This window comes from Rickettsia endosymbiont of Nabis limbatus (assembly GCF_965196655.1).
GTDB lineage: Bacteria > Pseudomonadota > Alphaproteobacteria > Rickettsiales > Rickettsiaceae > Rickettsia.
Genome location: NZ_OZ239771.1, coordinates 1479809 through 1504044, shown reverse-complemented (window position 1 = coordinate 1504044; position 24236 = coordinate 1479809). Strand labels below are relative to the sequence as shown.

The following is a 24236-nucleotide window of genomic DNA, read 5'->3' as shown; positions in this document are numbered from 1 at the left end:
TTTATAAAGTGTAAATTTTTATCTAATAAAATTTGCCCTTTTTGCACGTCGTGCATTTGCAGCTATATCTCTAGCAGCATTTTTATCATCTTGATCTCTTTGTTGTAATGTATTCTTTAAATTTTTACCTATTCTCGTTGCTTGTGCTATTGCAGTTTTCTTAGAAACATTTTCTAACCTAGCTTGATATTCTTTAATTCTTGCTATTCGGTCTTCACGTAACAGTTCATAATGAGTTTTACCACCTGCTCCCCGCACTTTTATTTCCATTTTTGCTACAAAATCCTTAAAGGCTCAGGCTTTTTACCATGAATATGAATTAAACAATTTTTATCTAAAGCTCCAGGCATTTTTTCCTGTATCTTTTTTATACCACGGTACATGTCTATCTCCTCAGGTTGATAATGACCGCTATTATCGCTAATATATCCTATTTTCCCGTTTTTTATTAAAATCATTCCAGCTGCTTCAGCCGGTCTTCCTTCTAAAAACGAAGCATGACTAAGAGTAGGAATTTTTTTATTAGTTTCATATACTCCTTTATGGGAAGCTATATAAATTTCTCCTTCTTTACTCATTACAAATGCTTGAAGATTTTGTACTCCTTTACTTTCTTTGCCAATAGTAGAAGCAGGTTTTCCTGTATGGTCAAATAGAGCTTGATGAGATTTATCGTATGATAATTTACAGGTTTTTAGTTGTTCTGAATCCATACGTAACATATTAAATTCTGCTGAGCCATGCACATGCTTACCTTGCCCTATCTCTCTAAGATAATTTTCTTGTTGAGTTACTTTAACTTGTACACTATCAGCAATTGCTTCAGTTAATTTCCCAGATTCATATTGCTCAGGTACTACAGCTCGCTTGAATTTACCTATTAACTTATTCCAATTATCCCTTGCTCTATTTTTTTCCTCATTTAAATCATAATCCGGTACTGGCTCAGCTCTTTTATTCTTATTAGATTTATCAGAACCATAGCCTGAATCGTCTGAATCATAATCCGGAAGCGGTTCATTTGGTTTCAAAATACCTTTAATAGGTTGGTTTTTTAGATTTTCAATTCCTTTGTTGGTATCAACATACACATCTCTATGAGTTTCTCTTTGCTCAGTATTATGATGTTTTTTAATATGATCAGTAGCATTAGCTTTTAGTTTAGGGTTCTTTTTAAATAATCCAGCCATAAAATTATCTTTAAATTAAATTTATCTTGTAGGAACTTTTGGACTTTCTACTTTTTTAAGTACAGCAGCTTTCGGTTTTTTATTAATTCTTGCAAAATTCTTTTCTTGCTCTTTACGTAATTCTTCACCTATTTTTTTTGCAACTTCTCTACTACCTTTTAAAGCACTTCTAGCTGGTTTTTTATCAAGACTTTTCTTACCTTTTGAAGTATCGACCTTTTCGCTTTTATGAAAAGTTTTAGTTGCTACTTTTTCTGCTATTTTTACAGTTCGTTTATCGCTTTTTAAAGTATTTTTAGTAGCTTGCTTTTCATTTCTAGTGCTTTCTAAATAATAAATTTTATTATTTTCTTGTTTAAACTGATTTTGGTTTGATATTGGTTTGCCTTTTAAATCTAAAAACTTATTATCTTTTTCTGCAGAAAATGATTTTAATAACTCACTATTTTTTTTAACAGCAAATACTTTTATTTTTTTCGAGGATAGTTTCATCAAACTTAACACCATCATCTAATATTATTTTTGCAAAATCACCTACCTCTTCAACTTTTTTACCACTAAGATCATAAGCATAAAGTTTTGTTCCATGAAAATCTAATTCGTTTAAAAAATTTTCTATTGATTTTTTATCGTTAGTAAAAGCACCTATAATTTGTTCTTCTTTTCGGACTGCTTCCACCGGAAATATTTCGTTTACAGTAATTTTTCCGTACGTTTAATTATACCTAAAAAAGCTAGAATTTTTTTAAATTTCCCTAAATCACGCTTTACTTCAATTTCTCGCAAAACTTACGCTATGTTTGGTTCTAAATATCGTAAAGATGGAGAACGAAGCTGTTGTTGCATATAGTCATCTAAAAGCCCTAACTTTATTTGGTAGACCGTTTTACCTATTTTATTTGCAGTTCTTTTGAGAAAAGCCCAAACTAGAAATGCACAACTAATGTGATTACGTTGGATACGCTGTTTTCTGCATTGGCAACGTTCTATACCAGTCAGTTGCTTAATTTTTCTATGCATGCTCTCAATTACCCATCGCAAGCCAAAATCATCTTGTGCAGCTTTAGAAGATTTTTGAGTTTTGTTATTGGTAACAACATAATCAACTCTGTTGGTAGAAACAGTAAATTTAAACAAATTAACATGCTTATTTTTGGCAAATCCTTTTATATGAATCTCCATTCCATTCTTAATTTCTTCATCTGAAAACGTCAACTTGCTAACAGCTTTATAAGGCTCGTAATCACACGTTTTACTAACATTTCTATTGGCTTTAATAGGGGCATAATAATATTTGCCCAAGGAGTCAACATGTTGCATAATTTTGTGTGTAGCATACCATGTGTCAAAAAGTACAGTTTGAAAAGGAATCTTTTTACTATAAACAGCATTATTGAACATCTTTAGTAGGTGATCTAGTTTCGTCGCTCCATCATGATCAGGTGAAAAAATGCGATAATCTATTACCCAAAACTTATCAATATCGGGGTTATAATATACAAGACTCACTACTCCTATACCGGTAGTAACTCCACCTGTAGCTCCACTATACTGCGATCTAGCAACCTCTATTTTCTTTGTGTTCCTTTTGTTTAACACCGTATCATCAAATATTGTATATCCGTTAGATGAAAAGATAACATCATTCTTAATGTGTTCCCATAACAAAGAAGGAGTATATTTTTCATTTTCTAAAAATCTATTAATAACATCATGGCTACATTTCTTGGCATGTTCAGCGTAGTAGGTTAAACTATAATTCTTTTGGCTAATTGTTAAAAATTGACAGTAATCTGTTCTATTAATTGGTATTGCTTGCAATCTGTTCCTCTTTGACATGTTTAATTATTCTTACAATAATTTATCACTCTTCCACTCATAGCGTAAGTTTTGATAGTTTTCTTTCTAGATTTATTTTTTCTTTATGTTCTACTTCCCCTATAATTAAATGCCCATCTACAGCTTTGCCGTATTCATCTTTAAAGTGTAGTATTTTAGCGTTTTTTATTTGATTTAGTTCGATTGTTTGTGAATGCTCTTTTTGTGTCATAACTTCCTCCTGAAATAAAAATTAATTTATTTTAGTGTAATGAGGTAAATAATGACTTTTCAAGAAATTTCTAACATTAGTTATTGCTTAATAGTTAATCTCTTAGGGTTTAATTCCCCGAAGCTCTGCTTCGTGATATACTAGATGCATGGAAGAAAGCAGTTATATACATAAAAGTCATAATGTCACAGTACTAATATATCATTTAGTAACACCGGCAAAGTATAGAAGAGTAATATTCAATGAGGAACTAGACGATTATTTATGTAAAATTTCAAAACTTACGCTATGAGTGGAAGAGTGATAAATTATTGTAAGAATAATTAAACATGTAAAAGAGGAACAGATTGCAAGCAATACCAATTAATAGAACAGATTACTGTCAATTTTTAACAATTAGCCAAAAGAATTATAGTTTAACCTACTACGCTGAACATGCCAAGAAATGTAGCCATGATGTTATTAATAGATTTTTAGAAAATGAAAAATATACTCCTTCTTTGTTATGGGAACACATTAAGAATGATGTTATCTTTTCATCTAACGGATATACAATATTTGATGATACGGTGTTAAACAAAAGGAACACAAAGAAAATAGAGGTTGCTAGATCGCAGTATAGTGGAGCTACAGGTGGAGTTACTACCGGTATAGGAGTAGTGAGTCTTGTATATTATAACCCCGATATTGATAAGTTTTGGGTAATAGATTATCGCATTTTTTCACCTGATCATGATGGAGCGACGAAACTAGATCACCTACTAAAGATGTTCAATAATGCTGTTTATAGTAAAAAGATTCCTTTTCAAACTGTACTTTTTGACACATGGTATGCTACACACAAAATTATGCAACATGTTGACTCCTTGGGCAAATATTATTATGCCCCTATTAAAGCCAATAGAAATGTTAGTAAAACGTGTGATTACGAGCCTTATAAAGCTGTTAGCAAGTTGACGTTTTCAGATGAAGAAATTAAGAATGGAATGGAGATTCATATAAAAGGATTTGCCAAAAATAAGCATGTTAATTTGTTTAAATTTACTGTTTCTACCAACAGAGTTGATTATGTTGTTACCAATAACAAAACTCAAAAATCTTCTAAAGCTGCACAAGATGATTTTGGCTTGCGATGGGTAATTGAGAGCATGCATAGAAAAATTAAGCAACTGACTGGTATAGAACGTTGCCAATGCAGAAAACAGCGTATCCAACGTAATCACATTAGTTGTGCATTTCTAGTTTGGGCTTTTCTCAAAAGAACTGCAAATAAAATAGGTAAAACGGTCTACCAAATAAAGTTAGGGCTTTTAGATGACTATATGCAACAACAGCTTCGTTCTCCATCTTTACGATATTTAGAACCAAACATAGCGTAAGTTTTGTTATTTTTGTTGGGCTATACATTAGTATTGACTGTAGTAAAAAATGTACATGATCTTTATCTACTCCTATTTCCAAAAATCTAATTTCATAACGAGCTTCTATGTCCTCACAAATTTTACATAAATAATCGTCTAGTTCCTCTTTGAATATTACTCTTCTATACTTTGCCGGTGTTACTAAATGATATATTAGTACTATGACATTATGACTTTTATGTATATAACTGCTTTCTTCCATGCATCTAGTATATCACGAAGCAGACCTTCGGGGAATTAAACCCTAAGAGATTAAATCTATACGCAAAATCTGTTCCCATTTATCTTCTGGAAACTCATCGATAGGAGCAACATGTTGAATACCGGCATTATTCACTAATATATCTATTTTTCCAAATTCTTTTACTATATTTTCAAACATAGCTTTTATTTCGCTCGGCTTTTCAAGATTTACTCCTTGATAAAATACGTTAGCCGCACCAAGATTTTTTAATTCCATAGAAATTTTTTCACTTCATCATCTTTTGCAAAATCATTAATAACTAACTTAGTACCAAGTTTTGCAAAATGCTTTGCTATTTCAAACCCAATACCACTTGTTGAACCGGTTATAACTACTACCTTAATCTTTCATTTTTACCTCTTTAAATAAATATATAATCCTAAGTAAGAGAAGAACTGGGTAGACGATAGTATTAATTTGGAAAAGAGCAAGACGTCCACAAGACGAGGAACGGAGCGTACACTTTAAGTACGTGAGTTACCTGCGTACTTGTAGGACAACGCCGCCAATTTTTCAAATTAAACGAGTATACTTTACTTTAAAAGTAACTTATGTTAGATATTATTTAAAGGAATAATGTGTAAATCTATGGAAATTGTTAATAGCGTTGATGCATCTGTATCTTGTTGTGGCAAAGAACCGCCTTATGATCATCCAAGAGTTTATTTAGAAATTGATAAAGAAAAAAAGGAAATTAGCTGCCCTTATTGTAGTAAGAAATTTAGATTAATAGAACCAAAATGACTATAAAGCTTCTTTCAGACAGTACTATCAACCGCATTGCTGCCGGTGAGGTTATAGAGCGTCCTGCATCGGTTGTGAAGGAATTGGTTGAAAATGCCGTTGATGCAGGTAGCACTAAAATAGATATTATCTTAGAACGTGCTGGTAAAAATCTAATCATTATTTCCGATGACGGCGTCGGTATGACGGATAAGGAGTTAGAGATTGCCGTTGAGCGTCATACGACTTCTAAGCTTGATGAAAGTGACTTCTTAAATATCCATACTTTTGGTTTTAGGGGCGAAGCATTACCCTCTATCGCCGCTATTAGCAAAATGCTAATTACTTCTAAAAAACGTGATAATCAAAAAGCTTTCCAAATTAAATTAATTGGCGGTGACGAAAAACAAATTACAGCTTCTATTCATAATGAAGGTACTAAAATTGAGATAAGAGATTTATTTTTTGCCACCCCCGCACGCCTAAAATTCTTAAGAACTGATAAAACCGAGCTTGCAGCTACTGTAGATATAGTTAAAAAAATTGCACTTGCACATCCTGAAATCTCTTTTAGCCTAACACATGATGGTAAAACTTTACTAAAGCTTAAAGGACAGAATAAGGATGCCGAAAATAACTTGAAACAAAGAATAATTGACGTAATAGGGGAAAATTTTATAAAAAATGCCTCTTATATAGATTTTAAATCCCCTGATTTCTCTATTTACGGCTATACAAGTATCCCGACATATAACAGAGCATCTAGCGAAGATCAATTTTTATTCATTAATAACAGACCGGTAAAAGATAAATTGCTGCAAGTAGCTCTAAGGGTAGCATATCAAGATTATATGCCGCGTGATCGCTATCCTTTATGTGCTATCTTCCTACAAATCGATCCGCAACTTGTTGACGTAAATGTCCATCCCGCAAAAGCTGAAGTTAGATTTCATGATCCAAATTATGTAAGGAATTTACTTATAGATTCCATCAAAAACGCCTTGTCGAATAAAAGCCATATAGCATCAACTACTATTGCATCTAGTGCTATTGAATTATTTAAAAACCCATTTGTTAATAAAGAGTCATCTGTAAGCAGCAAACCCTTAAACGTGAATAGTAAACCTAGCGAATATAGACCGGCTGTATCGCATGCTATACCTAAATATACACCAAATAATAGCTGTCAAAAATTAATTGATACACTGCCTCACGCTAAAATCGAACAAGAAGTAGAGAAGCGTATACAAAACGAGCAACAAAAACCTTCACAATATAGGCTTGGGGCGGCAAAAGCACAACTTCATACTACTTATATTATTTCTCAAACAGAAGATAGTATAGTGGTTACTGATCAACACGCGGCACACGAACGTCTTGGCTATGAAAAAATCAAGAATTATATTAAAAATGAAGAGCTAATAAAGCAGCGTTTACTTATTCCCGAAATAGTGGAGCTACCGGACGAAAAGAGAGCAGATATTTTATATGAGAATAAGGATAAATTATCTAAACTAGGATTAAGCTTAGAAAAATTTGGCGAAAAATCTATCATAGTAACCGAAATTCCCAATATTCTTGGTGATATAAACGTACAAAAACTAATTCAAGATTTGGCTGACCATCTAGCGGAATGCGGTGAGAATATAGCCCTAACCGAGTTAATTGAGCATGTTACCGAGACCTATGCTTGCCACTACTCTATCCGAGCAGGACGAAAATTATCAGGAGATGAAATGAACGCACTACTCCGTCAAATGGAAGATACTCCATTTTCAGGGCAGTGCAATCATGGCAGACCTACATATATTGAACTTAAGCTTAAAGATATCGAACGTTTATTTGGTAGAAAATAAATAGCCTTATTGCGTAGATCGACAAACGTCTTGAGTGTCACCCCATGACGACATTGTTGCGTGATTCCGATTTCATTCTTAGCTAAAAGCAGGAATCCAGTAAAAAAAGCATAAATATAGCAAAGATATTTTCTTAAATTGCCTTTGAGCATTAGGTGCAAGCTCAATTTTATATTCAGAACTCATAGCTTATAATATTTCTTTTTTTAATTCATCTAAAGAAATAGTATCGTTTAATTTTGCCTCTTTAACAGCTTCTTTGGCTTCCTCTATATCTAATTTATTTTCAATCATTTCTATTAATCTTAAGTCTTCTATAGGTATAGCTTAATGCGATAAGATAGTGACTTAGAGTATGAGTTAGATTATACTAACGCGAATTTCGTATTCACAAAGGAGCGGAATAGCTGATAAATACTAGGATACAGGGATATTGATAATACTATTTTTGTTATAAAATTAGCTAAAAATCATAAATTGCATTTTTTATGTCAAGTATTGAGGTGTGAAACTTATCAAAGTGCTTAAAAGATTGGAGTAACAAGGATTTTTCAAGTTAATTAACCATAATTAGGCATCTTAATACGACACTCGCGTATACTAAATGAAAAACTTATGGCAAAGGCATATTCATACGATTTAAGAATACGAGTAATAAAAAGTTTAACAGATGGTAAAACAATAAAAGAGACTTCTGAGATATACTCTATTAGTAGGAAGACTATAATAGAATGGAAAAAATTAAAGAAACAAACCGGCGATATCAAAGCAAAAAGTGGTTATCATACAGGACATCGTAGAATAATAAGAGACATAGAGGGATTTAAAAAATTTATAGAATTAAATTTTGATAAAACCACCATGGAACTAGCTAACAACTGGAGTCAAAAAGTATCTGCAAGTACGATATCAAGATTGCTTAATAAATTAGGTTATAGTTATAAAAAAAACTTTTCTTCATCCCAAAAGAGATGTTGGTCTAAGGAATGAGTTTATATTGAAACTAAAAACTATAGACAAACAAGATTTAGTATTTATCGATGAATCTGGGATAGAAGATAATAGCTGTAGAGAACACGGGTGGAGCATTATCGGTCAAAGATGTTATGGTGAAAGGGTCTATCAACATAAATCACTGATTAGTATGATTGCTGGGGTGTCTGCCAAAGATATTATTGCCCCAATAATATTTGATGGGACATGTAATAAGGACATTTTTGAAACTTATGTACAAGAGATATTGATCAAAGAGTTAAAGCCTGGTCAGATAGTAGTAATGGATAATATTACAAAACTTACGCTATGAGTGGAAGAGTGATAAATTATTGTAAGAATAATTAAACATGTCAAAGAGGAACAGATTGCAAGCAATACCAATTAATAGAACAGATTACTGTCAATTTTTAACAATTAGCCAAAAGAATTATAGTTTAACCTACTACGCTGAACATGCCAAGAAATGTAGCCATGATGTTATTAATAGATTTTTAGAAAATGAAAAATATACTCCTTCTTTGTTATGGGAACACATTAAGAATGATGTTATCTTTTCATCTAACGGATATACAATATTTGATGATACGGTGTTAAACAAAAGGAACACAAAGAAAATAGAGGTTGCTAGATCGCAGTATAGTGGAGCTACAGGTGGAGTTACTACCGGTATAGGAGTAGTGAGTCTTGTATATTATAACCCCGATATTGATAAGTTTTGGGTAATAGATTATCGCATTTTTTCACCTGATCATGATGGAGCGACGAAACTAGATCACCTACTAAAGATGTTCAATAATGCTGTTTATAGTAAAAAGATTCCTTTTCAAACTGTACTTTTTGACACATGGTATGCTACACACAAAATTATGCAACATGTTGACTCCTTGGGCAAATATTATTATGCCCCTATTAAAGCCAATAGAAATGTTAGTAAAACGTGTGATTACGAGCCTTATAAAGCTGTTAGCAAGTTGACGTTTTCAGATGAAGAAATTAAGAATGGAATGGAGATTCATATAAAAGGATTTGCCAAAAATAAGCATGTTAATTTGTTTAAATTTACTGTTTCTACCAACAGAGTTGATTATGTTGTTACCAATAACAAAACTCAAAAATCTTCTAAAGCTGCACAAGATGAGTTTGGCTTGCGATGGGTAATTGAGAGCATGCATAGAAAAATTAAGCAACTGACTGGTATAGAACGTTGCCAATGCAGAAAACAGCGTATCCAACGTAATCACATTAGTTGTGCATTTCTAGTTTGGGCTTTTCTCAAAAGAACTGCAAATAAAATAGGTAAAACGGTCTACCAAATAAAGTTAGGGCTTTTAGATGACTATATGCAACAACAGCTTCGTTCTCCATCTTTACGATATTTAGAACCAAACATAGCGTAAGTTTTGGAAGATTTTTGAGTTTTGTTATTGGTAACAACATAATCAACTCTGTTGGTAGAAACAGTAAATTTAAACAAATTAACATGCTTATTTTTGGCAAATCCTTTTATATGAATCTCCATTCCATTCTTAATTTCTTCATCTGAAAACGTCAACTTGCTAACAGCTTTATAAGGCTCGTAATCACACGTTTTACTAACATTTCTATTGGCTTTAATAGGGGCATAATAATATTTGCCCAAGGAGTCAACATGTTGCATAATTTTGTGTGTAGCATACCATGTGTCAAAAAGTACAGTTTGAAAAGGAATCTTTTTAACGCGAGTTTCGAATTAATATAGCATAGGATTTAGCATATCAAGAGAGATGTAATAGAAGGTTTATTATCAGACATTTGATAATTTATCAGTGCTGCAACCATATGCACAAAGGCATTTGTAACTGATCTATGCCTTGAATGCTCAAACTTCCCCAATAGTTTAATTTTACTAAACACAGATTCTATTAATGCTCTTTTAAGCAATAATATTTTATCCAACATAGACATAAGTTTATTTTTCATATTTTTCTTTACCCTAGTTACCATAAAAATTCCTTGCTCTAAAAGTTGTTGAAATAATTGTTGTGAAATATAACCACGATCTCCGAATACTTTACCAAAAAGATTTTTGATCATCAGTTCCAGCTGTTTTCTATCATCCTTATTGCCAGGGCTAAAAGATGCTTTAACTATACCACCGGCTCTATTAATTATTAGATGTAGTTTAAGTCCATAGAACCAACCTTTTGTTGTCTTACTGCGTGCTGCTATGCCGGCGAACACTTTATTCATTGAAATACGGTATCTCTTACATACCTCTATACTACTTGAATCTACAAAAGAAAGGCCATCACACTGATCCAAAATAGAATTGAATATCAGTACTAATAGTGGTAAATGTGGACCTATTATTTTTATAAATTGACTATAGCTTACTAATTGAAAATCTCTTTGATGATAAATCCATATTTGCTTCAGATAATAATTCTTAAAACAATCATAAGATGACTGCCAGTAGCCTATTATAATTGTTATTACCTCACTTCTGTTAAGTCGACTTTTAGGACCAGATTTGTTGTTATGGTTAGTAATTGAATTTGTATGCTTGTCTAATTCTTGAAAAAAATCATCGACGTAACAAAATATTTCTGTAAAATCCATTATCATAGGTTATTGCTCTTAAAGTTTTTTCAATAACCTATAAACTTTTTTCTTATACTATAAATACCATATTTTAATTAGCAATTTGTATTTTGTACTCACTTTATAACAAAAACAGTATTATCAATATCCCCGTAACCCACTGTTTATCAGCTATACAGCGACTTTTTGAATACGAAACTCGCGTTAAATGATATATTAGTACTGTGACATTATGACTTTTATGTATATAACTGCTTTCTTCCATGCATCTAGTATATCACGAAGCAGACCTTCGGGGAATTAAACCCTAAGAGATTAATTTTATGGAAGCAACCATAAGCCATCAGCAATCATCAACACATGAAATAGAAGAAACTAACTTTTTGGGAGAAATAATTTATAGATAATAAGCTTTAAAAAGCTGAAACTGATTATAATTTAGGAGAAAAGATGTCCAGAAAAATAGTGCTAGTAGATTCACTAGTTAAAAAAAAGTGGATTAAGAGCTTTACTATCTTTATTTAAAATTAATTCAGATGTTCATTCGAGCGATATTCCAGAATTAAAAGATGTTAAAAGCTTAAATAAAAATGAATTAAAAATTTATTTTAGTCACAATACACCATATCATAATCAAAATATTTTTTGCCAGGCAGTAGAACAAAATGAAATACAATTAGTGAAAAATATATTGGAAATAAATTCTAATTTAATAAATGTAACTACTGAGCCAAGTAACCATAATATTTTGCATATTGCCGTTTTGGGTATAGCAGGTGGTGAAATGGTAGAGATATTATTGCAAAATAAACCTAATTTAATAATAGCAAAAGATTTTACTCCTTCTATGCTCAAAAAAGAATGTGAAGAAAAATGTAATCTTGTAGATAGAAAAGTTGAATTGGTATTAGAAAACTATGAAAAAATGTTTACACCACCGGAATTTACTTCTGAAGATTTTTCTTCCGAAGAAATAATAAACTATTTTATATATGAGAAATTAAACGAATACAGTTAGATAATATTATTGCTATCAATTCTAAAATTAGGAGAATAAATGACAAAAAAAAGCTCAATAAAAAAGAAGAAAAGACAACGATACCAAAACTATCTCTTACAGAGATTAATGAATCTTATGCCGCTCCGTACCCATCACCTGGTTCAGATGACGATATGGAAAAAGAAGTTTTTAAAAAAGAAGATGCCTTAAAGCAACTAGAAAAATTAGTAAGAAGAAATAATAAAAATGAATTAAAAGAATTTTTATTTGATTCAAAAAATAAATATATTGCATGATGCAGTAGAAGAGAATAAGCAGAAATTAGTAGACAAAATATTAGAGTTAGCTCCGCATTGGATAGATCGTCTATCTCCTACAGGTTACACTATATTACATACTGCACTTGGAGGAAAAGCTAAATTAGTGATGATAAAAACATTATTAGAGGCTATGCCTAAATTAATCTCTTAGGGTTTAATTCCCCGAAGGTCTGCTTCGTGATATACTAGATGCATGGAAGAAAGCAGTTATATACATAAAAGTGATAATGTCACAGTACTAATATATCATTTAGTAACACCGGCAAAGTATAGAAGAGTAATATTCAATGAGGAACTAGACGATTATTTATGTAAAATTTGTGAGGACATAGAAGCTCGTTATGAAATTAGATTTTTAGAAATAGGAGTAGATAAAGAACATGTACATTTTTTACTACAGTCAATACTAATGTATAGCCCAACAAAAATAACTCAAATCATAAAAAGTATTACATCTAAGGAAATGTTTAAGAAATATCCAAATCTTAAAGAAAAATTATGGGGAAGTGAGTTTTGGAGTAAAGGATATTTTATGAGCACAGTAGGTAAACATGGTGATGAGCGGAAATTACGTAATTATGTAAAAAATCAAGGTTCAGGCAAACCTTCTTATAAAGCATTTCAACAAAAACAGTTAAAACTTTTTGGATAGATACCTCGTAGCTCTGCTGCGAGGAGTATCATTTTAAAAAGTAATTATCATAATTTCCTTTCACAAAATCAAAATAAACTGATATTAATATAGTAAGATGTTAGGGGATTGTTTGTTATCTCGTGGTTTGATCATTGTTGTTGAATGACATAAGACTACAGTGAAACCACCAGCATCTTATTAATCAAAAAAAGTCTAAAAAATTATGCGTTATTTATTTATTGTTTTACTACTCTTATTTGTAAATGGTTGTAATTTAAAACCTGTTTATGATACAGAATATAGTAATAGTGAGGTAGTTAAAAATTTAGAATCTATTGAGGTAGAGTCTATTAAAACAATAGAAGGGGCTGAATTTTATCACCGATTAACAAGTATCTTGCCACAAAAAACAAAAGCGAAATATATTCTTAAAGCAGAACTAGCAGGGGCAACTACGCCTGCTACTATAGAAAAAAACTCGAATGTTTTAAGGGAGTATATTAATCAGTCAGTCAAATACCAATTAGTTGATATAGAAAGCCAAAAAGTATTAATCAAAGAAAAGTTTTATCAATCAACATCATATAACTCTATCTTTACCCCTTATGCTTCGAGTGTTGAGCGAGATGAAACAGGAATAGACCTTGCCTATGCGGCAGCTGAAGAAATTCGCCGCAGAATAATTTTATACTTTACTCGAAATAATAATTTATGAAATTCTATTTTTCGCAAATTAATCGTTTATTTGAATTAATAGCCAGTGGTAAGGTTAAGGCTCTATTATTATATGGTCCTGATAAAGGTTATATAGATAAAATTTGTCGTCACTTAGTGAAAAAGCTTAACATGCTGCAAACTTCTATAGAATATAGTGACCTTAATATTTCTTCTTTAGAGATATTACTTAATTCGCCTAACTTCTTCAATCAGAAAGAATTAATTAGAATTAGAGGCGTGGGAAATTCAATTGATAAGAATTTAAAAGTAATTCTAAATGATAATTATATTAATTTTCCTGTGTTTATCGGTGAAGATATTAGCTCAAGCAGCAGCTTTAGAAAATTTTTTGAAACTGAAGAATCGCTAGCTTCTCTTGCTTGTTATCATGATGATGAAGCAAAGATTGAGAAGATAGTTTTAGAAAAATTAGCTAAATGTAGTAAAATTATAGATAGGGAAGCACTAATTTATTTAAAAAATCATTTAAAGGGGGATCATGAGTTAGTTTCCAATGAGATAAATAAGTTGATATATTTTGTTCATGATAAACAAGAAGTTACCTTAAATGATATTAGAGAAGTGCTCAGTAGTGAGATCATGGCTAATGGTAGCGATTTAGCAATGTACTTTTCACAAAAAAATTATATCAGTTTTTTAAACGAACTAGATATATTAAAAAAGCAAAATATAAATGAAGTGCTGATGATTAGAGCCTTAATAAGGCATTATCTAAATTTATACATAGTATTGTCGAAAGTAAAAAATGGGGAGCATATTGATTCTGCAATAAAATCGCTATCACCGCCTATTTTTTATCAGTATATTAATGATTTTACTAAAATAGCAAATAGCCTTAGTCTATCTGAGTGCTTGAAGACTTTAAGAATATTGCAACAAGCGGAAGTGGATTATAAACTGAATCCTGCTGGTTTTGACTTATTGCAAAAAATTTATATTTAAGCAAAGCTTTATTTTTATCATTATTTTATAATTACATGTTATAAAGCTAAAAATTTTAATTTAATCTCTTAGGGTTTAATTCCCCGAAGGTCTGCTTCGTGATATACTAGATGCATGGAAGAAAGCAGTTATATACATAAAAGTGATAATGTCACAGTACTAATATATCATTTAGTAACACCGGCAAAGTATAGAAGAGTAATATTCAAAGAGGAACTAGACGATTATTTATGTAAAATTTGTGAGGACATAGAAGCTCGTTATGAAATTAGATTTTTGGAAATAGGAGTAGATAAAGAACATGTACATTTTTTACTACAGTCAATACCAATGTATAGCCCAACAAAAATAACTCAAATCATAAAAAGTATTACATCTAAGGAAATGTTTAAGAAATATCCAAATCTTAAAGAAAAATTATGGGGAAGTGAGTTTTGGAGTAAAGGATATTTTATGAGCACAGTATGTAAACATGGTGATGAGCGGAAATTACGTAATTATGTAAAAAATCAAGGTTCAGGCAAACCTTCTTATAAAGCATTTCAACAAAAACAGTTAAAACTTTTTGGATAGATACCTCGTAGCTCTGCTGCGAGGAGTATCATTAAATAATAGCTATCATATTGATAATAGCTATTATTTATGATATATTTTTTTATATATAAGATAGGTAAATGCATGAAAAATATAAGTAGTAGAGAGGCTCAAAATCATTTTGGAGAATTGATGATACAAGTAATAAAAGAACCAATTATTATAAATAGATATGGTAAACCTGCTGCAGTACTCATATCACATGAGGAGTATGAAAAATTTAGCCAGTTTGAAGATATGTATTGGACAATACAAGCAAAGAACGCAGCTAAAGAAGGTTTTTTATCAGAAAAAGAAAGTGAAGATTTTTTAAATAAAATATTAAAGGAATAGCATGACTTTAATAATATCTAAAAATTCACAAAATTTTATTGAAAAATTAAATAAAAAGCAAGCTCAACAAATAGTAATTAAGATTAAAGAATTACACCTGTTAATAGGTCAACCTAATGATAGTAAGTTTTAAAAGGTTTGGAAGAGCAGTATTATAGAGTAGATGTAGGCGAATTTAGAATAATTTATCAAAAAGATAAGATTAATACATATATTTTTTTAGTAGAAAAAAGAAATGATAGAGAAGTTTATAGATTATTTAAAAGAAAGATAAAGTAGCAGATATGCCAAGACCTGATTTTTCTGATCCTGATAAACAAATTCAAGAGATAATTAGAGTTAACCATGCTGGTGAGTATGGGGCAAAAAGGATTTATCAAGGACAGTTAAAATATACTAAATCTCAAAATGACTATGTATTAATTAAAGAGATGCTAGAGCAAGAAGAAGTGCATCTAAATTATTTTGAGGAAAAATTGCTAGAGAAGAAAGTAAGACCTACTGCCTTATTATATTTTTGGCATCATTATGGGTTTTTACTTGGGGCTGTATCTTCTAGGATTGGTACAAAAACTGCAATGTTAGTTACGGAGAGTGTAGAAGAAGTAATAGAGAAGCATTACGCCCAGCAAATAAATTATTTAGAAAATAAAGACATTGAACCAGAATTATTAAATAATATTATAAAATTTCGGTTAGATGAGATTGAGCATAAAGACACAGCTATAATAAATGATAGCGAGCAAGCAATATTTGCAAAAACAACAAATAGTATAGTAAAAGCGATTTGTAGAATTGCTATTAAACTAAGCAAAAAGATTTAATCTTCACCATTTTCATATCTAAGAAGTTCTGAATATATATTTTCTATGTCTTGGGTAGGCTGTAAATTATACAGTTCTGCTTGTTCAAAATATTTCTTACTTTTTTCAATATCCCCAAGTTTTTATAGCAATACCCAATCTTAGAAAACGTTTTCTTCGTGTCTTGACAATAGTTATTGCTGCCAAATAATTTAATTATTTCAAGTTCTTGTAAAGCCAAGTCCAAAATTACGGTAGCATCTTCAGCAGTATATAATTCTAAATTGCTTAAACTGTGGTTTTTAGTCTTCTAATGTATTAGAAATTAAGAAAAAATAGGGTGCCAGGGGTTAAGCTCACAGCTGTCGAAAGTAGATATAGTTATAATCTAAACTTTATAAGATCAATATTGCCCCCAGACAATATTACAATATCACGAATTATTTCCTTCTCTAGTAATAAGCAAAATCGTAATAATGGAATCTTAAAACCCTTTAATTTATTTATATTTTTAAATATGGTAAATAGAATTGCAGCTATTAATATGCTATATAAATATACTATCATGCCATTTTGAGAATGACTGATAAAATGTTTAAACTGTAAATGCTGTTTTATGAATTTAAAAAATACTTCTATATCCCATCTTTTCTTATATATCTCTGCTATCTCTTCAGCAGAACTATCCGATAAATTTGCTAAAAACCATATTTCTTTGTTCTTATAATCAATGGTTTTTATTAATCTTAAATTACATTTGATTATTTTGTTAGCACTGTATAAATTAATAATCTCATCACTTTGTATTTGTAAGTTACTATGATTGTTTTGATTCTGCTTGATCTCTAACTTTTTAATAACTCTATAGCGTCTGTTAGTTTGTACTCTAGTAACAAATTTTATTTCTTTGTTACTGAAATCTTCATAGGTAGTTGTTTTACAAATTCCCCTATCAAATATTAATATATCTTCCTTATCTAGCTTAGATTCATTTATAGCTTTAACTAATGCTACATCATCACTTGCTTCAGATTTATCATTGCAAAATCTTATATTAGATGGTATTTGTCCCTCTAAACCTACACTAAGCTTTACTTGACTATCATTCTTTTTTCCTCCTATTTTTAATCCATCTTTAATTACTCTGCCGGAAAGATTAATAGTTGTTGAATCAAATATGTGTAATTGTTTTCTTTCTATCTTATTAAAATGGCTATTATACTTTTCTACTAGTTCATCATAAATTGCTTTGAAATATTCTGTCTTTATTGTTTTTAATCTTTTACCAATAGAACTATGGTCTATTTTATTTTTACCAACCTTTTTTGTTTTAAGAAGACTACTTAACTCTAAAGTTGCCGGTACTATTTCCTCTAATGTCCTTAAGCTAATCGGTCTACCAAGTAGTGATGACCTAACAAAACTTTTTAAAATAAATGCTCCCGTTATTTTATGATTGGCTTTATCTACGGTATATTTTTCCCCTACTTCTATCAGCCTCTTATCACTAATTAAGTTCATTATTTCTTTTATTTCCATTCAGGGTAACCTTTTTAATTTTTTAGTTACCTGTTTACCTCTTCCTAATACTTTTTTACATACTTATTTCTTCTCTTCTACTTTCGACAGCTGTGGGGTTAAGCTCCGTTGTTACAATGTAACAACCTCCATTATACTTCATGATTTTACTCACTTATAATAACAGACCCCTGGCATAAACTTGACTTATAAGTTTTTGACAGATTGGTCTTGCAACAATGGAGCTTAAACATCATCAACGTTTCATATATTAGTTGAATAATATAAATAGTCAAGAGGTTTTAGTTGTTATATTGATAAAAAATGTAATTTTTAGTTAATAAGTACTATTTTTTATATTTTTTGGGTGATATTTTGTGGTAAAATTTGCTTTTGGATAAATAATAATTTATATTTACATGTGTAATCAGAAATAAAAAAATAAAAATGAATAACTCTCACCCTAATACTAAATCTCATTTATTTCATATAGTTGATCCAAGCCCTTGGCCTATTTTAACTTCATTTGCTTTGCTTATTTTAGTCGCTGGTGGGGTTTCATTTATGCATAGCTATAAATTTAACCACTACATACTAGCTTTTGGATTTATTTCAGTAGCTTATTGTTTATATTCTTGGTGGAGAGATGTAATAAAAGAAGGAATAATAGATCATAGTCATACTGAGCCTGTTAGGCATGGTCTAAGAATTGGGATGGCTTTATTTATTTTAACCGAAATAATGTTTTTTGGAGTATTTTTTGCATCTTTCTTTAAATCAAGTTTATCACCTGTTGGTCTTTTAGATGGTGTATGGGTAATAAAACAAGGTGTGTGGCCGCCACCTAGTATTAAAGTTTTTGACCCATTTGATATTCCTTTTATTAATACTTTAATATTGCTTTTATCTGGTACTACCGTTACTTGGGCTCATTATGCTTTAGAAGAAAGTAATCAAAAGGATTGTGTAACAGCTCTTGGTCTTACTATAATTCTTGGAATATTCTTTACTTGTATGCAAGCATATGAATATTACCATGCTGCTTTTAAATTTACTGATGGTATATATCCTTCTAATTTTTATTTAGCAACCGGCTTTCATGGTGCACATGTAATTATAGGTACTATATTTTTAATAGTATGCTATTTTAGGGCGAAAAGAGGTGATTTTGCTATTAAAAATAATGGGCATTTAGGATTTGAATTCGCAGCATGGTATTGGCATTTTGTTGATGTAGTATGGCTATTTTTATTTACTTTTGTTTATATATTTGGTAGTTAGTCATAGACTATAGACCATAATATGTGATTATAATGTTACTTAAAACAAGTATTTTTGCAATATTTTGGTATATTAATTTAAATTACATATATTTATGAGTTGATTTATATATAAATAGAATATACATTAATCGTTAAATAACTAATCATAATTGAGGTAAAAATATGAATTTGTGTAAATTAAATGAAGACTTAATTGATTACAACATGTCGCTACGTCTATTATTTATGGTACTTGGTTTAGCTATTATAACAATGTCCATGGATAGTTTAGCTGGTGGTAGTGTCGGTGATCCAGTAGGTGCGGCATTATGTAATGTAATTTTAATATTTAGAGGTAATACAGCAAGAGGTATAGCTGTTGTTGGTATAATCGTGCTAGGTATTCAAACACTTAGAGGAAAACTGCAATGGGAAGTGGCTTTAGTTATAGTTGCTGCGATCATAATATTATTCAAAGCTCCAGACATAGTATCTATGGTATCAGGTAGTACTGGTAATGCTGATTGTGGTACCACCAGCGTTACTTCATAATCGTTAACATTTAAGTTCTAAAAATAAAAGTACCCATAAGCTTTGCTCTTGTGGGTACTTTTTTCTTTTTTAAGGTTTAAAAACTCAAAATTATAAATTCTAGTTTTTATTAAAATAACTAAAATACTTATCAAAAACACACAAAACCTAGCAAAAATATATAAGTTTACAAAATTTTAGAAATTGAATTCTTGAAATCCTTTAAACCTGTATGTATATTTAGGTATTAACTGAATTTAAGTTCTTATGAAATTAGCAAAAATATTAAGTGTCCTTTTATGCTTAGGGCTCATTCTAAACGGATGTAAAAGCAAGAAAAATAGTGATGATTTAGTTACTCCTATTTCTACTCTTTATAATGAGGGCATTACTTTGCTTGAGAAAAAGAAGTATAAAAATGCTGCTGAAGAATTTGGAAAAATATTTTATCAGCATCCAGGTAATGAATTTACGCCCCAGGCAGAATTGATGCAAGCATACTCATTATTCCTTGCTGCTCAATATGAAGAGGCAGTTGATGTACTTGATATTTTCATTAATTTACATCCTGCGAATGTTGATATTGCTTATGCGTATTACCTTAAAGCTCTTTCATATTATATGCTAATTTCGGATGTGAATCATGATCAATCTAGAACTTTCTTGGCTAAAGATAGTTTCGAAGATCTAATTACAAAATTCCCAAATACTAAATATGCTATTGATTCATCTTTAAAAATTGATTTAGTAAATGACCATTTGGCTGGTAAAGAGTTAACGATTGGTAGATTCTATTTAAAGAAAAAGAATCCGATGGCAGCAATTAATCGATTTGAAGAAGTAGTCGAAAATTATCAAACTACCTCTCATTGTGTAGAAGCACTTTATCGTTTAACTGAAAGCTATATGATGCTTGGATTGCCAGATGAGGCAATGAAATATGCTTCGGTTCTTGGTCATAACTATCCTGATAGTAAATGGTATAGTTATGCGTATAGACTGGTTAAAGGCTATACTCGATGAACTTTAAAAATTGGCGTCGTCATTCTACAAGAGCTGCGGTGCTCACATATTATTATATGATCCGCTCCTTGCCTTGTGAACTCCTAGCTCTTTTTAAAGTTGATCTTCGTCTATTGCTCTTTATTTATTAGGGGAATATAAATGTTCCAGAGTCTTTCAGTTAAAAACTTTATCCTGATAGACGAGTTAGAAATCGAATTTATTAGTGGTTTATGCGTTATTACCGGCGAAACCGGTGCCGGTAAGTCTATTTTACTGGATGCTATTTTATTTTGTTTGGGCTATAAAACTTCAAGTGCCGGCATAATAAAGCATGGGAAAGATTATGCAGCCGTTAATATAGTCTTTTCATTAAATGATGAAATAAAAAATTTTCTAACTCAAAATTTTATTGAATTAGAGGAATCGCTACTTATAAAATGTGTCCAAAAAGCAGAAGGACGCAAAAATTTCTTTATCAATAATCAAGTAGTTAACAAAGCTATTATGCAGCAATTAGCTACTTATTTATTTGAACTTCACGGACAAAACAATAATATCTCTCTTTTAGAAATCAATACTCAGCGTGACATTTTAGATAGTTTTGGAGATCTTTTAGAACTTCGAATGCAGCTTGCTAAATGTTATCAAGCTTGGCAGAATATTCGCAATGAAATTGCCGAAATAGCACTTAAAAAAAATTCTATTGAACAAGAAATTGATTATTTAAGCTTCGTAACCGAAGAGTTGACTAAGCTTAATGTTCAAATAGGTGAAGAAGAGCAGCTAACAAATATACGAAAAGATTTGCAAAATAAAGATAAGGATTTGCAGCTAATCAAAGATATTCTCGAGCAAGTTAATAATCCTGAAATAAATAACTCAATTAGTAAAGCGGAAAAACTATTAGCAAAGCAAAGTCAAAATGAAGAATTCGTAAATATTTCGACAAATCTTGAAGAAGCTTATAATAATTTGGAAGAGGCAAGACAAAATTTATCGAATCTTCTAGAAAATTTTAACAAGTTAGATTATAACCTTGAAGAAATAGAAGAAAGATTATTTGCAATAAAAGCAATTAGTCGCAAATATAATGTTTCTGCTGACGCACTCAAGACATTTTTAGAGGAGTCTTCAAATCAGTTAAATAGCTTGAAAGGTAAAATAGCAAATCAAGCAGAGCTGCAAGTGCAAGAAGTAAAGTTAAATACGGAATATTATAAACTTGGCAAAAATTTATCAGAAAAACGTCTTGCCGCAGCAAAACGTTTAGAAGAAGTGCTGCACTATGAATTAAAGCAGCTGAAAATGGAAAAAGCTACTTTTCATGTTAATATAGCAGAAAGAAAAGAAGCAGCAGCATATGGCATAGATGATATAGTTTTTAAAGCTTCCACTAACCCAGGGATGACTCCGGAGGCAATTAATAAAATCGCTTCAGGTGGCGAATTATCAAGATTTATGCTTGCTTTAAAAACTTCTTTATTTAACAAGATGGTGAAACCTGCTATTATATTCGATGAAATAGACGTTGGGATTGGTGGTGAGGTTGCGGATAAAGTTGGGATGCGGCTTAAAAAGCTTAGTTCAGCTACGCAAGTGATAGTTATAACGCATCAACCTCAAGTGGCAGGAAAAGCAGATTTGCATATAAAAATTGAGAAAACGCAGTTAGAAAAAGAAACAAAAGTAACAGTAAAAATTTTAAATTTAGCTGAAAGACAGCAGGAGCTTGCTCGTATGATCTCAGGCAAAACAATTACTGAGGCGAGTTTAAAAGCGGCGAAAGAATTACTGTATACGTAGATAGAACTTCAAAAATTGGCTACGTCATCCTACAAATACTTCGGTACTCACGTATTAAGTAACTACTTCCGTTCCTCGTTTTGTGGACGCCTTGCTCTTTTTGAATTTGATCTTCGTCTACCTGTATTTATGAACTAGTAATGTCATATGAGTTAGACAACAACGCCACAAGTCACCGAATGACAATAGGAAAAAAACATGAACAATTACAAAAAACTAGAAAATGAACTTTCAACAATTTCAAATTTTGAGAATATTTTAAGCATATTATATTGGGATATAGCGGTAAATATGCCTATAGGTTCAGGTAAGAGTAGGACAAACGAGATGGTATCCCTGACTTCTCTAGTTCATTCTTTGGTTAAATCTCCGTTGCTTAAAGAGTTAGTTATCAGAGCAAAAGAAGAGACAAAAAATCTTGATGAATGGCAAAATGCTAATATAAGAGAAATTGAGCGGAAGATATTAGATGCAAATTGTATCGATGAGGAATTACAAAAAAGAATAGTAGCTGCAACTACTAAATCTGAACTTGTTTGGCGAAAAGCTAGAGAGACTAATGACTATAATTTATTTAAGCCTCATTTGCAGAAAGTTTTAGATTATACAAGAGAAGTTGCTAAAGTACGAGCAAGTGTATTTAATTGCAGTCCGTACGACGCATTAATTGATATGTATGACCCAAGTAGAACAAGCAGCGGGATTAAAAAAGTTTTTTCACACGTTAAAGAAAATCTTTCCGAGCTTATTGGTAAGGTTTTAGAAAAACAGAAAAGTCAAAAAGAACTAGTAAAAAGTACTGAATTAAGTCCTGAAATACAAAAAAATATCGGCAAGCGTATAATGGAAATTATGCAGTTTGATGAGAGCAGAGGGCGGCTTGATGAATCTACTCATCCTTTTTGCGGTGGAACGCCAAATGATATACGCTTAACTACCAGATATGATAAAGATAATTTCATAAGCGGTTTAACGGGTATTATTCATGAAACTGGACATGCTTTATATGAACAAAATTTACCAGAAATATATAAAGGGCAGCCGGTTGGGCGTGCTAAAGGCATGGCTTTTCACGAAAGTCAGTCTTTATTTATGGAGATGCAAGTAGGTAGATCAAGAGAGTTTACGGAGTTTTTAGCAAAACTACTTCGTGATGAATTTAACCTTAAGTCGGAAGAATATTCGGTAGATAATTTATATAGGACAATTACAAAAGTTGAGCCTGATTTTATCAGAGTTAACGCTGATGAGGTAACTTACCCAATGCATGTAATATTGCGTTTTGAAATAGAAGAATTACTTATCAACGGTGAATTAAATCTTGATGAATTGCCAAATTTTTGGGATAGTAAGATGCAAGAATATTTAGGAATAAAACCTAAAAGTTTTAGCAAAGGATGTCTGCAAGATATTCATTGGTCTAGTGGTTGGTTCGGTTATTTTCCTGCTTATACAAATGGTGCAATTATCGCATCAATGGTGATGAAGAAAGTAAAAGAGATGCACAAAGATGTAAAAGATGATATTTTAAAAGGTGACTTTAGTAACTTAAATAATTATTTAAATAAAAATTTTAGAAATTTCGGTTCACTAAAAAATTCACCTGACTTGCTAAAAAGTGCTAGCGGTGAGGAAAGTATAAATCCTGAGGTGTTTATTAAGTACTTGGAAGAGAAGTATTTGTAGTGAATTA

General features: G+C 31.0%; 32 protein-coding genes and 3 pseudogenes. 22 read left to right on the top strand and 13 right to left on the bottom strand.

What is annotated here, in order from left to right:
• Window positions 1-18: 18 nt before the first annotated feature.
• From ACOAL3_RS08715 to ACOAL3_RS08690, 6 genes are all read right to left on the bottom strand, one after another.
• Window positions 19-270, bottom strand: coding sequence for a hypothetical protein (locus ACOAL3_RS08715; protein ID WP_395476975.1), 252 nt, complete (start codon window positions 268-270; stop codon window positions 19-21).
• Between the two features lie 5 nt (window positions 271-275).
• Window positions 276-1190: an IQM protein middle domain-containing protein gene (locus ACOAL3_RS08710; RefSeq protein WP_419234851.1), complete on the bottom strand. Its 915-nt coding sequence runs from the start codon at window positions 1188-1190 to the stop codon at window positions 276-278.
• Window positions 1191-1211: 21 nt separating this feature from the next.
• Window positions 1212-1685 (bottom strand): hypothetical protein, encoded by a 474-nt coding sequence (locus ACOAL3_RS08705; protein ID WP_419234850.1) that lies wholly within the window; start codon window positions 1683-1685, stop codon window positions 1212-1214.
• Complete coding sequence (locus ACOAL3_RS08700) at window positions 1642-1869, bottom strand: hypothetical protein (protein WP_419234849.1); 228 nt, start codon at window positions 1867-1869, stop codon at window positions 1642-1644. Before ACOAL3_RS08700 ends, ACOAL3_RS08705 begins: the two co-directional genes overlap by 44 nt.
• A 110-nt stretch (window positions 1870-1979) precedes the next feature.
• Window positions 1980-3011 carry an IS701 family transposase gene (locus ACOAL3_RS08695; RefSeq protein ID WP_473198135.1) on the bottom strand — a complete coding sequence of 344 codons (1032 nt, stop codon included), beginning with the start codon at window positions 3009-3011 and terminating at the stop codon, window positions 1980-1982.
• A gap of 55 nt (window positions 3012-3066) precedes the next feature.
• Window positions 3067-3240 carry a hypothetical protein gene (locus ACOAL3_RS08690; protein ID WP_419234847.1) on the bottom strand — a complete coding sequence of 58 codons (174 nt, stop codon included), beginning with the start codon at window positions 3238-3240 and terminating at the stop codon, window positions 3067-3069.
• A 148-nt stretch (window positions 3241-3388) separates the two neighbouring features.
• On the opposite strand from ACOAL3_RS08690, the pseudogene ACOAL3_RS08685 reads away from it, so the two are divergent.
• Window positions 3389-3514: pseudogene (locus ACOAL3_RS08685) on the top strand (IS200/IS605 family transposase); the annotation flags it as partial.
• A 73-nt stretch (window positions 3515-3587) separates the two neighbouring features.
• Entirely contained in the window at window positions 3588-4619 is a 1032-nt protein-coding gene (locus ACOAL3_RS10955) for an IS701 family transposase (protein WP_473198135.1), read from the top strand.
• Here the strand turns inward: ACOAL3_RS10955 and tnpA (ACOAL3_RS08675) are convergent.
• From tnpA (ACOAL3_RS08675) to ACOAL3_RS08665, 3 genes and pseudogenes are all read right to left on the bottom strand, one after another.
• Window positions 4618-4863, bottom strand: a pseudogene (gene tnpA, locus ACOAL3_RS08675) (IS200/IS605 family transposase); the annotation flags it as partial. The gene ACOAL3_RS10955 and the pseudogene tnpA (ACOAL3_RS08675) sit on opposite strands and share 2 nt — an antisense overlap.
• 42 nt (window positions 4864-4905) lie before the next feature.
• Window positions 4906-5121, bottom strand: coding sequence for an SDR family NAD(P)-dependent oxidoreductase (locus ACOAL3_RS08670; protein WP_419234846.1), 216 nt, complete (start codon window positions 5119-5121; stop codon window positions 4906-4908).
• Window positions 5112-5201, bottom strand: a complete 90-nt coding sequence (locus ACOAL3_RS08665) for a hypothetical protein (protein WP_419235632.1) — start codon at window positions 5199-5201, stop codon at window positions 5112-5114. Before ACOAL3_RS08665 ends, ACOAL3_RS08670 begins: the two co-directional genes overlap by 10 nt.
• A 280-nt stretch (window positions 5202-5481) precedes the next feature.
• Between ACOAL3_RS08665 and ACOAL3_RS08660 the strand changes: the two genes are divergently transcribed.
• The 5 genes from ACOAL3_RS08660 (at window position 5482) to ACOAL3_RS08640 (ending at window position 9877) form a co-directional block, all read left to right on the top strand.
• Window positions 5482-5649, top strand: a complete 168-nt coding sequence (locus tag ACOAL3_RS08660; protein WP_395476968.1) for a zinc-finger domain-containing protein — start codon at window positions 5482-5484, stop codon at window positions 5647-5649.
• Complete coding sequence (mutL, locus tag ACOAL3_RS08655; protein ID WP_419234845.1) at window positions 5646-7484, top strand: DNA mismatch repair endonuclease MutL; 1839 nt, start codon at window positions 5646-5648, stop codon at window positions 7482-7484. Before ACOAL3_RS08660 ends, mutL begins: the two co-directional genes overlap by 4 nt.
• A gap of 615 nt (window positions 7485-8099) precedes the next feature.
• Window positions 8100-8474: a helix-turn-helix domain-containing protein gene (locus ACOAL3_RS08650; protein WP_395476636.1), complete on the top strand. Its 375-nt coding sequence runs from the start codon at window positions 8100-8102 to the stop codon at window positions 8472-8474.
• A gap of 7 nt (window positions 8475-8481) precedes the next feature.
• Window positions 8482-8790 (top strand): transposase, encoded by a 309-nt coding sequence (locus ACOAL3_RS08645; protein ID WP_419234844.1) that lies wholly within the window; start codon window positions 8482-8484, stop codon window positions 8788-8790.
• Window positions 8791-8845: 55 nt separating this feature from the next.
• Window positions 8846-9877: an IS701 family transposase gene (locus tag ACOAL3_RS08640; RefSeq protein ID WP_473198140.1), complete on the top strand. Its 1032-nt coding sequence runs from the start codon at window positions 8846-8848 to the stop codon at window positions 9875-9877.
• Window positions 9878-9879: 2 nt separating this feature from the next.
• Here ACOAL3_RS08640 and ACOAL3_RS08635 read toward each other — a convergent pair.
• The 3 genes and pseudogenes from ACOAL3_RS08635 to ACOAL3_RS08625 form a co-directional block, all read right to left on the bottom strand.
• A pseudogene (locus ACOAL3_RS08635) lies at window positions 9880-10194 on the bottom strand (IS701 family transposase); the annotation flags it as partial.
• A 32-nt stretch (window positions 10195-10226) separates the two neighbouring features.
• Window positions 10227-11084 carry an IS982 family transposase gene (locus tag ACOAL3_RS08630; RefSeq protein ID WP_419234519.1) on the bottom strand — a complete coding sequence of 286 codons (858 nt, stop codon included), beginning with the start codon at window positions 11082-11084 and terminating at the stop codon, window positions 10227-10229.
• Between the two features lie 97 nt (window positions 11085-11181).
• Window positions 11182-11325, bottom strand: coding sequence for a hypothetical protein (locus ACOAL3_RS08625; protein WP_419234842.1), 144 nt, complete (start codon window positions 11323-11325; stop codon window positions 11182-11184).
• Between the two features lie 426 nt (window positions 11326-11751).
• Between ACOAL3_RS08625 and ACOAL3_RS08620 the strand changes: the two genes are divergently transcribed.
• The 10 genes from ACOAL3_RS08620 (at window position 11752) to ACOAL3_RS08575 (ending at window position 16445) form a co-directional block, all read left to right on the top strand.
• Complete coding sequence (locus ACOAL3_RS08620) at window positions 11752-12078, top strand: hypothetical protein (protein ID WP_419234841.1); 327 nt, start codon at window positions 11752-11754, stop codon at window positions 12076-12078.
• Window positions 12079-12233: 155 nt separating this feature from the next.
• Window positions 12234-12356 carry a hypothetical protein gene (locus ACOAL3_RS08615; RefSeq protein WP_419234840.1) on the top strand — a complete coding sequence of 41 codons (123 nt, stop codon included), beginning with the start codon at window positions 12234-12236 and terminating at the stop codon, window positions 12354-12356.
• The gene (locus ACOAL3_RS08610) at window positions 12328-12531 is read left to right on the top strand and encodes a hypothetical protein (RefSeq protein WP_419234839.1); all 204 of its coding nucleotides are present in this window, start codon (window positions 12328-12330) and stop codon (window positions 12529-12531) included. Before ACOAL3_RS08615 ends, ACOAL3_RS08610 begins: the two co-directional genes overlap by 29 nt.
• A 42-nt stretch (window positions 12532-12573) precedes the next feature.
• On the top strand, window positions 12574-13032 hold the full coding sequence (gene tnpA, locus ACOAL3_RS08605; RefSeq protein WP_419234838.1) for an IS200/IS605 family transposase: 459 nt from the start codon (window positions 12574-12576) through the stop codon (window positions 13030-13032).
• 205 nt (window positions 13033-13237) lie between these two features.
• Entirely contained in the window at window positions 13238-13729 is a 492-nt protein-coding gene (locus tag ACOAL3_RS08600) for a hypothetical protein (RefSeq protein ID WP_341791222.1), read from the top strand.
• A complete protein-coding gene (gene holA, locus ACOAL3_RS08595) occupies window positions 13726-14694 on the top strand; it encodes a DNA polymerase III subunit delta (RefSeq protein WP_395476600.1) in 969 nt (322 codons plus the stop codon). Before ACOAL3_RS08600 ends, holA begins: the two co-directional genes overlap by 4 nt.
• 114 nt (window positions 14695-14808) lie before the next feature.
• Window positions 14809-15267, top strand: a complete 459-nt coding sequence (gene tnpA, locus ACOAL3_RS08590) for an IS200/IS605 family transposase (RefSeq protein ID WP_419234605.1) — start codon at window positions 14809-14811, stop codon at window positions 15265-15267.
• A gap of 105 nt (window positions 15268-15372) precedes the next feature.
• A complete protein-coding gene (locus tag ACOAL3_RS08585; protein ID WP_395476601.1) occupies window positions 15373-15621 on the top strand; it encodes a type II toxin-antitoxin system Phd/YefM family antitoxin in 249 nt (82 codons plus the stop codon).
• Between the two features lie 138 nt (window positions 15622-15759).
• The gene (locus tag ACOAL3_RS08580; RefSeq protein ID WP_419234837.1) at window positions 15760-15900 is read left to right on the top strand and encodes a hypothetical protein; all 141 of its coding nucleotides are present in this window, start codon (window positions 15760-15762) and stop codon (window positions 15898-15900) included.
• 5 nt (window positions 15901-15905) lie between these two features.
• Window positions 15906-16445, top strand: coding sequence for a demethoxyubiquinone hydroxylase family protein (locus ACOAL3_RS08575; RefSeq protein ID WP_395476602.1), 540 nt, complete (start codon window positions 15906-15908; stop codon window positions 16443-16445).
• Between the two features lie 360 nt (window positions 16446-16805).
• Here ACOAL3_RS08575 and ACOAL3_RS08570 read toward each other — a convergent pair whose 3' ends face one another.
• Complete coding sequence (locus ACOAL3_RS08570; RefSeq protein ID WP_419234559.1) at window positions 16806-17945, bottom strand: IS4 family transposase; 1140 nt, start codon at window positions 17943-17945, stop codon at window positions 16806-16808.
• A gap of 444 nt (window positions 17946-18389) precedes the next feature.
• On the opposite strand from ACOAL3_RS08570, the gene ACOAL3_RS08565 reads away from it, so the two are divergent.
• The 5 genes from ACOAL3_RS08565 (at window position 18390) to ACOAL3_RS08545 (ending at window position 24229) form a co-directional block, all read left to right on the top strand.
• On the top strand, window positions 18390-19223 hold the full coding sequence (locus ACOAL3_RS08565; RefSeq protein WP_395476603.1) for a cytochrome c oxidase subunit 3: 834 nt from the start codon (window positions 18390-18392) through the stop codon (window positions 19221-19223).
• Between the two features lie 164 nt (window positions 19224-19387).
• Window positions 19388-19756 (top strand): TrbC/VirB2 family type IV secretion system protein, encoded by a 369-nt coding sequence (locus tag ACOAL3_RS08560; protein ID WP_419234836.1) that lies wholly within the window; start codon window positions 19388-19390, stop codon window positions 19754-19756.
• Between the two features lie 246 nt (window positions 19757-20002).
• Window positions 20003-20758, top strand: a complete 756-nt coding sequence (locus ACOAL3_RS08555) for an outer membrane protein assembly factor BamD (RefSeq protein ID WP_395476605.1) — start codon at window positions 20003-20005, stop codon at window positions 20756-20758.
• Window positions 20759-20899: 141 nt separating this feature from the next.
• The gene (gene recN / locus ACOAL3_RS08550) at window positions 20900-22543 is read left to right on the top strand and encodes a DNA repair protein RecN (protein WP_419234835.1); all 1644 of its coding nucleotides are present in this window, start codon (window positions 20900-20902) and stop codon (window positions 22541-22543) included.
• Window positions 22544-22741: 198 nt separating this feature from the next.
• On the top strand, window positions 22742-24229 hold the full coding sequence (locus ACOAL3_RS08545; protein ID WP_419234834.1) for a carboxypeptidase M32: 1488 nt from the start codon (window positions 22742-22744) through the stop codon (window positions 24227-24229).
• Window positions 24230-24236 lie beyond the last annotated feature (7 nt).